Source organism: Maricaulis sp., from assembly GCF_039978735.1.
GTDB lineage: Bacteria > Pseudomonadota > Alphaproteobacteria > Caulobacterales > Maricaulaceae > Maricaulis.
Genome location: NZ_JBDWAS010000043.1, coordinates 53365 through 64807, shown reverse-complemented (window position 1 = coordinate 64807; position 11443 = coordinate 53365). Strand labels below are relative to the sequence as shown.

At 66.8% G+C, this 11443-nt stretch carries 19 protein-coding genes; 17 read left to right on the top strand and 2 right to left on the bottom strand.

Going from position 1 to position 11443, the window contains the following annotated elements; genetic code table 11:
• Window positions 1–65: 65 nt before the first annotated feature.
• Complete coding sequence (locus tag ABJO18_RS11680) at window positions 66–839, top strand: TerB family tellurite resistance protein (protein WP_348335917.1); 774 nt, start codon at window positions 66–68, stop codon at window positions 837–839.
• On the opposite strand, the gene ABJO18_RS11675 is transcribed toward ABJO18_RS11680, so the two are convergent.
• Complete coding sequence (locus tag ABJO18_RS11675; RefSeq protein ID WP_348335916.1) at window positions 840–1520, bottom strand: helix-turn-helix transcriptional regulator; 681 nt, start codon at window positions 1518–1520, stop codon at window positions 840–842. It lies immediately after the preceding gene.
• A 58-nt stretch (window positions 1521–1578) separates the two neighbouring features.
• Between ABJO18_RS11675 and ABJO18_RS11670 the strand changes: the two genes are divergently transcribed.
• Both ABJO18_RS11670 and ABJO18_RS11665 read left to right on the top strand, forming a co-directional pair.
• Window positions 1579–1803 (top strand): hypothetical protein, encoded by a 225-nt coding sequence (locus tag ABJO18_RS11670; RefSeq protein WP_348335915.1) that lies wholly within the window; start codon window positions 1579–1581, stop codon window positions 1801–1803.
• A complete protein-coding gene (locus ABJO18_RS11665; protein ID WP_348515920.1) occupies window positions 1804–2448 on the top strand; it encodes a hypothetical protein in 645 nt (214 codons plus the stop codon). It abuts the gene before it with no gap.
• Here ABJO18_RS11665 and ABJO18_RS11660 read toward each other — a convergent pair.
• Window positions 2424–2639: a hypothetical protein gene (locus ABJO18_RS11660; RefSeq protein ID WP_348335913.1), complete on the bottom strand. Its 216-nt coding sequence runs from the start codon at window positions 2637–2639 to the stop codon at window positions 2424–2426. The genes ABJO18_RS11665 and ABJO18_RS11660 overlap by 25 nt on opposite strands.
• Before the next feature lie 638 nt (window positions 2640–3277).
• Between ABJO18_RS11660 and ABJO18_RS11655 the strand changes: the two genes are divergently transcribed.
• The 14 genes from ABJO18_RS11655 to ABJO18_RS11590 all read left to right on the top strand — a co-directional run bounded on the left by ABJO18_RS11655 (window position 3278) and on the right by ABJO18_RS11590 (window position 11395).
• Entirely contained in the window at window positions 3278–3784 is a 507-nt protein-coding gene (locus ABJO18_RS11655; RefSeq protein ID WP_348507009.1) for a phage regulatory CII family protein, read from the top strand.
• Window positions 3785–3890: 106 nt separating this feature from the next.
• Window positions 3891–4298, top strand: coding sequence for a hypothetical protein (locus tag ABJO18_RS11650; protein WP_348507008.1), 408 nt, complete (start codon window positions 3891–3893; stop codon window positions 4296–4298).
• Window positions 4291–4890 (top strand): hypothetical protein, encoded by a 600-nt coding sequence (locus ABJO18_RS11645; protein WP_348507007.1) that lies wholly within the window; start codon window positions 4291–4293, stop codon window positions 4888–4890. The genes ABJO18_RS11650 and ABJO18_RS11645 overlap by 8 nt, the downstream gene beginning before the upstream one ends.
• Window positions 4887–5114: a hypothetical protein gene (locus ABJO18_RS11640; RefSeq protein WP_348507006.1), complete on the top strand. Its 228-nt coding sequence runs from the start codon at window positions 4887–4889 to the stop codon at window positions 5112–5114. Before ABJO18_RS11645 ends, ABJO18_RS11640 begins: the two co-directional genes overlap by 4 nt.
• Window positions 5111–5362 (top strand): hypothetical protein, encoded by a 252-nt coding sequence (locus tag ABJO18_RS11635; RefSeq protein ID WP_348507005.1) that lies wholly within the window; start codon window positions 5111–5113, stop codon window positions 5360–5362. Before ABJO18_RS11640 ends, ABJO18_RS11635 begins: the two co-directional genes overlap by 4 nt.
• A complete protein-coding gene (locus ABJO18_RS11630; RefSeq protein WP_348507004.1) occupies window positions 5359–5613 on the top strand; it encodes a hypothetical protein in 255 nt (84 codons plus the stop codon). The genes ABJO18_RS11635 and ABJO18_RS11630 overlap by 4 nt, the downstream gene beginning before the upstream one ends.
• On the top strand, window positions 5610–5993 hold the full coding sequence (locus ABJO18_RS11625; RefSeq protein WP_348507003.1) for a hypothetical protein: 384 nt from the start codon (window positions 5610–5612) through the stop codon (window positions 5991–5993). The genes ABJO18_RS11630 and ABJO18_RS11625 overlap by 4 nt, the downstream gene beginning before the upstream one ends.
• Window positions 5986–6462 (top strand): DUF4326 domain-containing protein, encoded by a 477-nt coding sequence (locus ABJO18_RS11620; protein WP_348507002.1) that lies wholly within the window; start codon window positions 5986–5988, stop codon window positions 6460–6462. The genes ABJO18_RS11625 and ABJO18_RS11620 overlap by 8 nt, the downstream gene beginning before the upstream one ends.
• Window positions 6459–6845: a hypothetical protein gene (locus ABJO18_RS11615; RefSeq protein WP_348507001.1), complete on the top strand. Its 387-nt coding sequence runs from the start codon at window positions 6459–6461 to the stop codon at window positions 6843–6845. Before ABJO18_RS11620 ends, ABJO18_RS11615 begins: the two co-directional genes overlap by 4 nt.
• Complete coding sequence (locus ABJO18_RS11610; RefSeq protein ID WP_348507000.1) at window positions 6842–8488, top strand: DEAD/DEAH box helicase; 1647 nt, start codon at window positions 6842–6844, stop codon at window positions 8486–8488. The genes ABJO18_RS11615 and ABJO18_RS11610 overlap by 4 nt, the downstream gene beginning before the upstream one ends.
• Window positions 8485–8844, top strand: a complete 360-nt coding sequence (locus ABJO18_RS11605) for a hypothetical protein (protein ID WP_348506999.1) — start codon at window positions 8485–8487, stop codon at window positions 8842–8844. Before ABJO18_RS11610 ends, ABJO18_RS11605 begins: the two co-directional genes overlap by 4 nt.
• Complete coding sequence (locus ABJO18_RS11600; RefSeq protein ID WP_348506998.1) at window positions 8837–9313, top strand: hypothetical protein; 477 nt, start codon at window positions 8837–8839, stop codon at window positions 9311–9313. The genes ABJO18_RS11605 and ABJO18_RS11600 overlap by 8 nt, the downstream gene beginning before the upstream one ends.
• Window positions 9310–10647 (top strand): helix-turn-helix domain-containing protein, encoded by a 1338-nt coding sequence (locus ABJO18_RS11595; protein ID WP_348515919.1) that lies wholly within the window; start codon window positions 9310–9312, stop codon window positions 10645–10647. Before ABJO18_RS11600 ends, ABJO18_RS11595 begins: the two co-directional genes overlap by 4 nt.
• Complete coding sequence (locus ABJO18_RS11590; RefSeq protein ID WP_348509454.1) at window positions 10634–11395, top strand: hypothetical protein; 762 nt, start codon at window positions 10634–10636, stop codon at window positions 11393–11395. Before ABJO18_RS11595 ends, ABJO18_RS11590 begins: the two co-directional genes overlap by 14 nt.
• The last annotated feature ends 48 nt before the right edge of the window (window positions 11396–11443 follow it).

The following is an 11443-nucleotide window of genomic DNA, read 5'->3' as shown; positions in this document are numbered from 1 at the left end:
ACTATGTGCGGACATAGCGACTAGGTTTGGTAAAATTTCTGGTTGATATGTGACGGAGGTGGCAGATGGTATTGGGTCTTACGGCGTCAAATCCTCCCAAAAGCGTCAGGGCGGCGGTGCTACCGTGTGAAGACGAGGTGCGGGATCAGGCATTGCTGTCCCGCGAGCCGTTGGCGCTAGAAGATCAGTACTTTGGAATCATCTACCAGGACCCAGAGGGATTTGAGAGCACGCGCGCGGTTATCGCCAGGGCGGTTAAGTTCAACGCTGACGGGGTTCCATATCTATGCGTGTTCTGTTGTGAGCGCCGGGCCTACCGGGAGTTTCGTGTTGACCGGATCGTGGAGTGCTGGGATGCGGAAACCGGTGAGACTGAGGATCCGCGGGTTTTCCTCCTCGAAACCATTGGTTTCGATATTAGTCAGCGCGCCCATCCTGCCGATATAGACCCGCGCAAGATGCGAGACGTGTTTGAGCTCATTCGGCCGCATGTTGTTTTGCTCGGCGCGTTATCGAAGTGCGATCGATATATGCACGTTGCTGAAGTGGAGGTGATCAGGGGGCACCTTGTTGGGCTGCTGGCTAGTAGCAGAATTTCAGATGACGAGTGGAAGCAGATTGAAACGCGCATACGCAGGGTGAGGCCATCAAGTGGCGGAATAGCGGAGGCCTATGAGGATCTTCGCCGCCGAACACCTCAAGAGCTGACGGCCTTCATGATAGCTGCGGTGGCAGTTGTTCGTGCCGACAAGAAGGTCAAGCCGGAAGAACTTGAGATGCTGGATGATCTTGCCGAGGAGCTGCTGGGGCTAAGCGTGCACGATCTGATAGCGGTGTAGCTAAAGCCGCGCTACGACGCTTGGGTCCGCGATGCTGACAAAGGGAAGGGCGCGCACGATCTCTACGTCTTCAATCAGTGGTGCGCCATCCCAGCTTTCCAGGTTGTAGCGGCCGGGGGTGTATCCGCGGCGCACGACTTTGAACAGTAGTCTCTGATCAGACAGCTCGATTATACAGGCTTTGCCAAGCACTTCGTCCGGTTGGAATGTCTGGCGATCTAGGCAATAGATGATCCATCGATCTTGTGCCGGGGGCATCGAGAAGCCCCTAATCTCGAAGGCAACGTAGTCTAGGTCTTGGTTCAATCCGGGCGGCAGTGCGACCTCGTAAATGCCTTCGTCTTTCCCGACGCCATCCATAACTTGAACCACAGCACCTGCTCCAACCAGACCTTTAACCCACACTTTTCGAGTGTGGTACTGTGAGTGTTCATCATAAAGTTGGTCAAGGCTAAGGCCAATTGCCGCCGCGAGTTTTCGGGCCGTGTCCTCTCTCAAGGATCGGGTTTTTCCGTCGAGATAGGAATAAATGGTGGATGCCGGCACGCCAGCCGATTTGGCCCAGTTGTTTACGTTTATACCTGCCCGACGCATTGCGTTGCGGACGCTCTCACGGCGCGTATCAGCATCATCCAAGGTCGTCATGATATGTGAGGTAGCACACGCTTTTGCATAGAGCATTTGCGGAAAATCCGAATTTCGGTTGACGTGATTACGAAAAACCGTAATTCATACGGTCATGACACCGACCGAAGCGAACATCGCCAGACTGCAGGAAGCGGCAAAGAACAAAGCGCGCAAGCTCGGCGAGGTTGCCGCCGAAGCCGGGGTGCCGGCCGCCACTCTGTACGATATGGCGCGCCCCGGGTGGCGACCTCGTTCGATCAAAAACCTCATTGCTGTAGAGCGCGCGCTGGGTCTTGAGGCCCCGGCCGCCCCTCTTCCGGTCGGGGAGGGCGCCTAGATGACCGGGCTGGATGCAAACCGTGTCCGTGAGTTGTGCGTCGATGGCTGGCGAAATCGCGGTCTGGATCAGGACTTTCCGGTGGCCAGTGCGCACGGCTGGTGGCCCGTGGTGGCGGCGGAAGACGGTCCGCAGGGGTGGGCGTGGATGGTGAGCCAGTGGCAGCCGGGCGCGGCGGGTGTCGTGCGGGTTTGCGACTGGGGCGTGGCGGACGATCAGGACTTCCGGGCGATGTGCGACTGGGTGTGCGATCCGTGCGGGCCGCGGCCCGGTTGCGCTGTGCCGGCCGGTGAGGCGGGTGGCGCCGATCTGCCGGGCATGCGGATCGAGGAGCGTGAAGCATGGTGTGCCGGTGCCGATGCCGGTGCCGGTGCCGGTGCCGGGGGCCCGGTGTTGCGGCTGGGCATCTGGGAGCCGCTGTCTCTGGTGCTGACGCGAGTGGGCGAGGGGCGCGTGCGCCTGCCGGAAGACGCCGGTAGCGAGGCATTGGACGCGCTCGCCGCGCTCGCCGTTGAAGAGCTGCCGCCGTCCGAAGAAGGGTTTGTGCGCCGGCGGATTGTGCCGGGGTGTGCGACCGTGTTCACCCGCAATCTCGCCCGGTCTCTGGCCCTTTGGCAGGACTATTCCCGCGGGTTGCCGGCATGACGGGGCGGATAGACACCCGCCCGGGTGGCCAGATCGGCCAGGGCCTGCAGTGTGGCGGCGGAGATCGTGAGGCTGGCCGGGCCTTCGGGCCGCATGACCCGGACTTCCATCATACCCTCGTAGCCCGGATCGGTGCGGACCTGCAGGCCGTCGATTTCGGCGATGTGCCAGTTTTCTCTTTCGTAGTTCATGGCGGGCGCTCCGTTCTGAGGGCGCAGCCTGCCATGCCCGCGGTCCGGCGTCATGCGCTTGTCCGTTCATTCCCATACCCCTCGCGTGCCCCCCGGGCGTTCGCCCCCATGAACGCCGCCGGCCAGCCGAACAACGCGAGGGGAGGGGGCATCCGTTGCGGCGTTCACGCCCGGCCACGACTGACCGGCCGGGTGCGCGGCGGATGCCCCCGCCTTTTCGTCCTTGATTACCTGTCTCTGCCCGTGTGGGCCGTGCGCTGCGCCCGTTGCGCCGGCCTGCCGCGTCTCACGGGTGGGGCGGGGGTCTGCTTCTGCCGTCCCGGCTTGCCGGGTACAGCCGCCCGGGGCCGCGCGGTGCAGGGCAGACCCCCGATCCGGTTCCGCCCGGGGCGCGCCCTGTGCGTTGGGCCCGTCGCCGTCCAGCCAGGCGGCAATGCGGGCATCGCGCGCGGTGTCGGCCGGCAGGCCCATCGCCGTGGCGAGGGCCGCAAGCGGGCCGGGTGCCGTCATGTCATCCTGTCTGGCCAGAACCGCCTCCATGCTCTGCGTAACTGCCGGCGAGCCTATCGCCGCGATGCGGGCCTGAGTGTGGAATCGGCGCTGGCCGTCCAATCGATCACCAGCCGGAGGGCCCGCCGATGAGCGGTGTTGCCAGATCGCCAGAGCAGCGGGTGCACCCCGCGCGCGTGTACCAATCGCTGAAATCGGCGAGCGCCGATGTGATGGACCGCAATGGCGGCACGGTGAAGGCGGCGCGGCGCACGCGCGGCAGCGATGAAACCCTGCGCAAGGCGATCCGCCATGACTGGGAGGATAACTGGCTGGGGGTGGACCAGCTGGTCGATCTGGAACCGCGCTGCGAATTTCCCTTCGTGACGGCCGAACTGGCCGCGGCCAGCGGCTATCTGCTGATCCCGTCGCCCGACCGGATCCGCGGCGAGGGCCTGGCCATGAAGTCGATCAAGGAAGCGGCCGAAGCCGTGGCCGCGATCAGCGAGGCGCAGGCCACGGGCAAGGGTGTCGAGCGGCACGAGGTGGCGCATGTGCGCCGCGAGGTGCGCGAGGCGATCCTGGCCCTGTTCGCCTTTGACGAGGATCTGGAGCGGCGCTTTCCCGGCATCCGGCCGGAAAGGGGCGAGCCATGAAGGTGCGCCGCGGACAGGTGCTGGGCCTGAACATGCCGCCGGCCGGCTGGCTGTGCGTTGCGATGTGTGCGGCGGGCCTGGTGTGGCTGGCGGCGGGGTGGCTGTCATGACGGCGGCACCCGGAAACGCGCCCGTCTTGTGCGAAGTGGAATGGGCCGGGCTGACGGCGCAGATCGAGGCGTTCCGCGATGGCGCCGGGCGCATTACCGCCCTGGGCGAGGTGCGCTTTCCCGGCGGGCGCGGCGGCAAGACGGCCGCCATGGGCGCCCTGGCCGAAGCGGTGGCGAGCGTCGATCGATATCTGGCCGCGCCGCTGAACCCGCCGGGCAAGGGCGGCGGCGAAGCGCGGCCGCTGGTGACACTGGCCGATCTGGCCGTGGTGCTGAAGGCGAACGGGCCTTCGGCCTTTCTGGAAATCGTCAAGGTTCTGGCCCGCCTGGAAGCGGGCGCCCTGACCGGCGCCGGCGAACGGCGTTCGGTGGATCAATCTCAGAAGGAGAGAAGCGATGCTTGATGTCTGGCCAGAGGATGGCGTGTTTGACGAGGTGGTGAAGCGCGCGACATCGGCCGCCAAGCGTGAGCCGGTGGCGGTCACCGTCAGTGACAATAAGGGCACCCAGTCCGTGACCGTTTCGATCGCGGCCGAGATCCTGAAAGAGCTGGGATGGTCGATCGGCGAGCGGGCGTGCGGGCTGGTGCATGTCACGGATCGCGCGGTCTTTCTGCGCTTGCAGCCAGACCCGCTGGGCGGGTACCGGCTGCATACCCCGCCGGGCGGATCGGCCGACAAGTCGCGCGGCCTGCTGCGTGTCGGCTGGATCTGCGATGCGCCGATGAAGGAATACCGCCGCGCGGCGGTGGAGTACCGGATTGCATCCGCGGGCGTGCGCAGTGCGCTGGACCTGCAGCTTGAACGGGTGAAGGCGCGCGCGGGCCGGAGCGTGCCCGGGCTTGAGCCCGAAATATCGCCTGCAGAGGTCGCGGCCCGGAAGATTGCCACTGACCTTCTGCGCAAGGGACACACGGACAAGGAAGTCCTGCACCATCTGGAAGCCGAGCAGAACATACGCCGCACCCAAGACTGGTTGGCGCAGGTGCGGTCGTGAGTGTGTTGGTGGTGGTGTCTCTCGCGGCGGTCTGGGCCGTGTCGGCCGTGCTGGCCTGGCGCCATCTGGCATGGGTTTACCCGCGGCCCTGCCGCGCCCGCCTCGTCTGGTCTGTCCTGTGGCCTGTGCCGGCGGGACTGCTGGCGATCGGATGGCTGGCCGGTCTCGCGCGCCTCGCCTGGGCGATGGTCTGGCGCCTCCTGGACGGGGAGGGGCGGGGATGAACCTGGGACCGATGATCACCCTCCACGCGGCCCGCCTCGTGGCGCCGCATGGCACAGCCGCGAGTGACCGCAAGCCGACATGGATCCAGCCGGTCAGCGTTCGCGAAGCGCCCGACAGTCTGTGGCAGATCGCCGATCAGCATGGCATCGCAATCATGGCGTTGGGCTGGCACACGTCTGCTGTGACGGCGCATTGCGCACTCAAAATGGCCCTGTTCTCCGGCGCAAGTGCGGGGGCGCCGGCATGACGGCGCCTCTCCCCGCTTCTGACAGCGCCCGCGAACGTGACGGCCTGCGGCGCGAAGGCGCCGGCAAGGCGCTGCAATATGCCGGCGCGCTGATCGCGCGCTTGCCTGTTCGGGATCCACAGCCGGGCGAAACGCCGGCGGAATGGCAGGGCAGCTATCGCGCCCTGGTGGAAGCCCAGCTGGATCAGCTGGCCCTCCAGATCGAGCGCGGGGAGCTGAACCTGGCGCCGCTGCCGGGGAGGCGCGCATGATCGGCGAGCCTGTCACGATGACGATCACGGCCAATGCGATGGCCGATGGTGAGGTCGCGGCGGGCCGGACGGTCCTCCGGCCGGGCGACCGGTACTGGTTCACGGTGTCGGACTGGATGCGGGCCAGCGTGATTTCCATCGATCCCGTCCTTGAAGAGGTGAGAATTGTTGCCGTTGCGGCGTCAACGCCCGGGCGTGGCGCCTTCCGCCGTTTGCTGAAGGGCATATACGCCGTTCGGATGCGGCCGGTCGTGGTGGAACCGTTCAATGAAATGACCGGAATCCTGCGGCGGTGGGGTTGGGGCTGCCAGCTGACCGGCTTTGGCTTCGACCGTGAGGAGTGTTGGCGGCCGCCTGAGGAGTGGCGTCCCCATGCCTAGAGCCCGCCGCAAGCCGCAACGGATCCAGCTGAAACGCACCAAGGGGTTTCGCAAGCCGAAAGAGGCGGTGACCGTCACCCGTGCCACCAGATGGGGCAATCCCTATCGGGTGGATGAATGGGGGCGCCAGCGGGCCGTCTCGCGGTTCCGCGAAGACCTGTACGAGCGGGGCGTGGTGGAGGGGCCGCGCGGGCCGGTGACGGTGGAGATGATCCGCGCCGAGCTGAAAGGGCGCGACCTGGCCTGTTTCTGCGATCACCACGGCGCCTGCCATGGCGATGTTCTGATGGCGATCGCCAACAGCCGCGGCCCGCTGAAGCGCAAACGCTCGGTCACCGGCGGGATGGGGGTGGGCGCAAAGCCCAGCCTGGCCGCTGCGCATCCCGACGGGGATTGCCGGGCGCGGGACCATCGGGGCGATCCGCTGCCGACACGATGGGACTTCGTGCTGGATGAGGTGGCGACATGACGGTGGCTGCATCGCCATCGGCGCGCGATCTGGTGGCGCGGGTCGTGGCCGTGATCGAGGCCACCCGGGTGGACCTATCACTCGAGGACCGTGCGCAGGAGGCGTTGGCCGATGCGTTGTCCCGGGCCTTTCACCCCATGCCGGTCGAGCGCGAGGTGGTGCTCGGCCCCGGCGAGCGGATCGACATCATGGTCGGCCCGGTGGGCGTGGAGGTGAAGCGCAATTCCGCCGGCCGGAAGGCCACGCTGCGCCAGCTGGGCCGCTATGCCGGGCACGGCCGGGTCGAAGGCCTGGTGCTGGCCTCCAATCGCGCCATGCGGCTGGTGCCCGAAATCGACGGCAAGCCGCTGGCCTTTGCGTCTTTGGGGAGGGCCTGGCTGTGAAGTATGGCCGATTGATCCGCACCGAGACCGGATGGCGCATGGAGGATGTGCCGGCGCATGTCTCGCTGCGGTTGAAACAGGTGTTTCCGCGCATCAACAAGGGCGCCCGGGGCACGTTCGAGTTTCCGGCCGACAATCGCACGGCCGCCGATCTGGACTGGTTTCGCGACCGCTATCCGCTGCTGATCGATCCGGCGGACAACCAGGCGCTGATCCGGTCGCGCCTGGCGCATGAAGAGTCGCAGGCGGAGACAGAGCGTCTGTTTCTGGACGGGTTCAAGGTGCCGGCCTATGCGGGCCTGCAGCCGGGGCAGAAGGTGAGGCGCTATCAGGCGCAGGCCGTGGAGATGGCGCGCCTGTCGGGCGGCTTGCTGCTGGGCGATGATGTCGGGCTGGGCAAGACCTACACCACATGTGCGGCCATGCTGACGCCCGGGGCGCTGCCGGCTGTCGTGGTGTGTCAGCCGCACCTGCAGCAGCAGTGGTGCCGCGTGATCGAGTCCTTCACCAGTCTGAAGGCGCACGCCGTCAAGAAAACCCGGCCCTACACCCTGCCGCGGGCCGATGTGCTGGTGTTTCGCTATACCCAGCTGGCCGGCTGGGTCGAACAATTCCCCGAAATGGCGCCGCAGCTGGTGGCCTTTGACGAGATCCAGGAGCTGCGCACGGGCGACAAGGCCGCGAAGGGTGCCGCCGCGCTGGAGCTAGTGAAGCCGGCGGCCATCAAGATCGGCCTGTCGGCCACGCCGATCTATAACAAGGGCGCCGAGATCTGGACGATCTACCAGTATCTCTCGCCGGACGTGCTGGGGCCGTTCGAGGACTTTGTGCGCGAATGGTGCGGCCTGTCCTACTGGGTCAATGATCCGGTGGCGCTGGGCGATTACCTGCGCGATGCGCATGTCTTCCTGCGACGGACGAAGGCCGATATCGGGCAGGAGCTGCCCAAAGTCAGCCGGATCGTCGAATACGTCGATCACGATGCCGGTGCGCTGGCGCGGATCGACGATATTGCCCGGCAGCTGGCGGTGACCGCCACCACCGCCAAATCATACCAGGAGCGCGGGCAGGCCGCGATGGAACTGGACCTGAAGCTGCGGCAGGCCACAGGGGTGGCGAAGGCCGGGGCGGTTGCGAACATGGCGCGGGTGCTGCTGGAGAGCGGCGAGCCGGTGATCATGGCGGCGTGGCATCGCGAAGTGTACGACATCTGGACCGAGGCCCTGGGCGAGTTCGAGCCCGCGTACTACACGGGCACGGAGACGGCCGCCGCCAAGCAGCGCGAGGTCGACCGCTTCGTTTCCGGCCAGACCGACCTGATGTTCATGTCTTTGCGGTCCGGAGCCGGCGTCGACGGGCTGCAGCACAGATGCTCGACCCTGATCGTCGGCGAGCTCGACTGGTCGCCGGCAACGCACACCCAGATCATCGGCCGGCTGGACCGGGAAGGGCAGACCCAGCCCGTGACGGCGATCTTTCCCGTCGCAAACGACGGGTCCGACCCGCCCATGATGGAATTGAACGGGCTGAAGGCCAGCCAGTCGGCCGGGATCATCGATCGCGGCGTGGGGACGGTGGCCAGCAGTGACCGCACCCGCTTGCAGGCGCTAGTTGCCCGATATCTCAAGGGGGGCAAGCCATGATCCGCGCCACCATCCCGGGCCGGCTGATCTGTGACGATCAGGATGTGGGCGCGCCGGGCGAATTTCAGTTTCTGGACGGGCGATGGAATGTGACGCGCGGGCGGCTGTATGCCCGCCGCCTCGAGCTGGCCTGCCCGCGATGCGGCAAGGCGCACGAGCTGCTGCTGGCGCCGGCCGGGCATGTGAAGCCCGCCGCCGGCGAGTTGCGCTGGGACGGCACCATACTGGCGCCAACGGTCTATGGCCCCATCGTGATCCGGCCGCATGGCAGCTGCCCGGGGTGGCGGGGCCGATTGGAAGGCGGCGAATTGCGCACCGATGCGGCCCTCTTGAAGCGGGAGGGCGGCGATGTGTGATTGTCCGCTCTATCGTGCCCAAGCCGACATGCTGGCCGATCTGCGCGAACGTGTGGCGCATCTGGAGGCCTTGACCGACCCGGCCGTGCCCTTCGCGCCCTGGGAATGGGCGCTGGACCGGCCGCAGGCCATCCTGGCCCATTGCCTGGCGCGCGGGCCCGTGGAGGCCGCACGGGCCGCCATGTCGCTGGATCTGGGCATTCACGGCCGCACGCACGATGCGCGCGCCGTGGCGGCGCTTGTGGCGGCCTTGGCGCATCGTCTGATCGAGTGGGGCTGGCTGGTGCGAAGCGGCACACCCGCGGATCGGCCGGCGCGCCTGTCCGACACGCATGCCCTGCACCCTGACCAGTTGACTGCCTTCCGGGCCGCCCTGGGCGGCGAGGGGGATCCCGGTGCGCCGCCCGTGGCGCACCGGCCGATCCCGCCGGGTGCGCGGGCCTATCGCCGAAAGGAGGCCGTTTCGTGAGCCGATTGTCCGTTATTCCGGTCGCGGCCCTGGATGATGTTGCCGAAAAGCGCATTTCCGCGACCGATCTGCGCGTCCTGTGCGGCCTGGGCGCCTGTACCAATAAATGGGGCTGGGCGAATGACACCAAGCAGGACCGGATCGCGAAGAAAGCCAAGCTGACGCGGGAGACGGTGAACCGTTCGCTGAACCGGCTGGAGAGTATGGGCTGGGTCGAGGTCTATGAAAGCCGTGACCCCATGGCCAAGCTCAAGGGGCTACTGTGCTATCGCGTGATCCTGGACCCGCCCTTCGGCCCGTGCGGCGAGCGGCTGGAGTCGCCGACCTACAAGCGCCGCCGGGCTGTCCTGACACTGGAGCAGGAGCGCCAGGCGCGGGCCGGTGAGGGGGAGGCGGAAGACGTTCCGGATGCGGACGTTGATGCGGCCCTCGATACTGGCGAGGCGGCAAATCCGGCCGGGCACGAGGTGGCGGAACCGGCCGATGCCGTCGCGGACGGTCGCGCCGGACCACCGGGCCCGGATCAAACCGCGGATGCCCCTGCCGTGCAAGGCCCGGACGCGACCCCCTGTGATCGACGCGTCACAGGGGGGGGTGTGACGGGTGGATCACAGGGGGGGTGTGATCACTGCGATCACAGGGGGTGTGATCACTGCGATCACAGCAGAGTCGATTCTTTTATCGATAAGAGTTCTATGAGTACCAGCGCGCGCAGGATGACCCGCGGCGAGCGGGTGGCCGGCGTGTGGTTCGATCCGGATGTCGAGCTGATGCCCGCCCTGGTCGAGGCCAGGGTCCGCGATGCGGTGACGGCGCATCTGGTCGAAGGGCTGGGACAGGCGCGGGCCATAGCCGCCCTGTCGCCGGTGGATGTGCGCGCCTACCGGCATCACGGGTCGGAGCGCTGGGCCGTGGTCTGCCCCGATCGGGCCGGGTGGGAAGCCTTCCGGCAACACCTCGCCGGGCTCGGCAGTGCGCTGACGGACAGGACCGGAACGCGTGTCCAGGTCATGACCGAGGCCCGTTGGGCCCGTCTCACAGCGGAAATCACCATGCCCTACACCCCGCCGGACGGCGAGGCCGGGCGATTGTTTGACATGGCGCTGGAGTGCGGCCGGACGGAAACCGATCTGGCGCCCTGCGTCGAGGATGGCTTCGTCGTCGTGCCGGATCCGGAGCATGGCTTCGCCGTCCAGTCCACCGGCATGAATTGTCGCGAAGTCGGCCGGGTCTTCATCGGCGCCATCAAGGCGCTGGGCTGGAACACAACTGTTCGCCCGCAACCGCCGGCCGAACGTCTCAAACCGAAGGAGGTCGCCCATGGGCAAGCTTGAGGCCACGCCAGCCATGCGGGAGGGGGTGACGGTGCAGGCGCAGCGCAAGGCCGATGAGCGGCCGGATGTGGCCGATTACGAGGCCCGGGCGGACGAACGGCGTTCGGCGCGGCTGGAAGCCGAGCGCAAGCGGCGTGAAGCCTTTCTCGCCTCCGCCGAAGGGCAGGCGGCGATGGGGCGTCTCGATGCCCTGCGACGGGCAGGCGAGGCGCTGCGATCGTCAACGCGCTATGCCGATATCGACACCTTCACGGCCGCGGTGCGGGGGATCGAGATCGAGCGCGGGCAGGTCCGAATCCTGGCGCCGAATGCCTATGTGGCGCGGCTGTACGCCCCGGGCAATGGCAAGGGCGGGCTGCTCAAGCGTGAGCAGGTTGCGGCCGCGGCCGACTATGCCGCCCTCTCCGATCAGCTGAAGGTCGGCGGTGCCAGCCGCGATCCGGCCGACATCCGCGTCGATGGTGGCGGCGCGGGCTGTACCGAGCTGGCCGTCCTCAACCGGATGGACGCCGCCGACCGCTTCCGCCGGGCCCGCACCGCGCTTGAGCATGCGTCCATCGTGCCCGAATGGGGCCGGGTGATTCGCAGGCTGACCGACTGGATTGTCCTCGATGGCGGGCATCCGATGGAGGATTTCGACCTGGGAAGCCTGCCGCATGGCCGGGGTGTCAAGTCCGAGATGGCCTGCAAGGCAATGCTTCTAGCCCAGGGGCTGGGGACATTGTGTCAACACTTCGAACGAGGCTAGTTGACATCCAAGGTCCTAGGATACTATCGATTTGTCCTAGATGAGGTC

Excerpts from the sequence above, each read along its gene's own strand:
- ABJO18_RS11650 (WP_348507008.1), top strand. The coding sequence starts at position 3,891 with ATGACGGCGGCACCCGGAAACGCGCCCGTCTTGTGCGAAGTGGAATGG.
- ABJO18_RS11635 (WP_348507005.1), top strand. The coding sequence starts at position 5,111 with ATGAACCTGGGACCGATGATCACCCTCCACGCGGCCCGCCTCGTGGCG.
- ABJO18_RS11600 (WP_348506998.1), top strand. The coding sequence starts at position 8,837 with ATGTGTGATTGTCCGCTCTATCGTGCCCAAGCCGACATGCTGGCCGAT.
- ABJO18_RS11625 (WP_348507003.1), top strand. The coding sequence starts at position 5,610 with ATGATCGGCGAGCCTGTCACGATGACGATCACGGCCAATGCGATGGCC.
- ABJO18_RS11620 (WP_348507002.1), top strand. The coding sequence starts at position 5,986 with ATGCCTAGAGCCCGCCGCAAGCCGCAACGGATCCAGCTGAAACGCACC.
- ABJO18_RS11655 (WP_348507009.1), top strand. The coding sequence starts at position 3,278 with ATGAGCGGTGTTGCCAGATCGCCAGAGCAGCGGGTGCACCCCGCGCGC.
- ABJO18_RS11660 (WP_348335913.1), bottom strand. The coding sequence starts at position 2,639 with ATGAACTACGAAAGAGAAAACTGGCACATCGCCGAAATCGACGGCCTG.
- ABJO18_RS11670 (WP_348335915.1), top strand. The coding sequence starts at position 1,579 with ATGACACCGACCGAAGCGAACATCGCCAGACTGCAGGAAGCGGCAAAG.
- ABJO18_RS11615 (WP_348507001.1), top strand. The coding sequence starts at position 6,459 with ATGACGGTGGCTGCATCGCCATCGGCGCGCGATCTGGTGGCGCGGGTC.
- ABJO18_RS11630 (WP_348507004.1), top strand. The coding sequence starts at position 5,359 with ATGACGGCGCCTCTCCCCGCTTCTGACAGCGCCCGCGAACGTGACGGC.
- ABJO18_RS11590 (WP_348509454.1), top strand. The coding sequence starts at position 10,634 with ATGGGCAAGCTTGAGGCCACGCCAGCCATGCGGGAGGGGGTGACGGTG.
- ABJO18_RS11665 (WP_348515920.1), top strand. The coding sequence starts at position 1,804 with ATGACCGGGCTGGATGCAAACCGTGTCCGTGAGTTGTGCGTCGATGGC.
- ABJO18_RS11605 (WP_348506999.1), top strand. The coding sequence starts at position 8,485 with ATGATCCGCGCCACCATCCCGGGCCGGCTGATCTGTGACGATCAGGAT.
- ABJO18_RS11680 (WP_348335917.1), top strand. The coding sequence starts at position 66 with ATGGTATTGGGTCTTACGGCGTCAAATCCTCCCAAAAGCGTCAGGGCG.
- ABJO18_RS11675 (WP_348335916.1), bottom strand. The coding sequence starts at position 1,520 with ATGCTCTATGCAAAAGCGTGTGCTACCTCACATATCATGACGACCTTG.
- ABJO18_RS11645 (WP_348507007.1), top strand. The coding sequence starts at position 4,291 with ATGCTTGATGTCTGGCCAGAGGATGGCGTGTTTGACGAGGTGGTGAAG.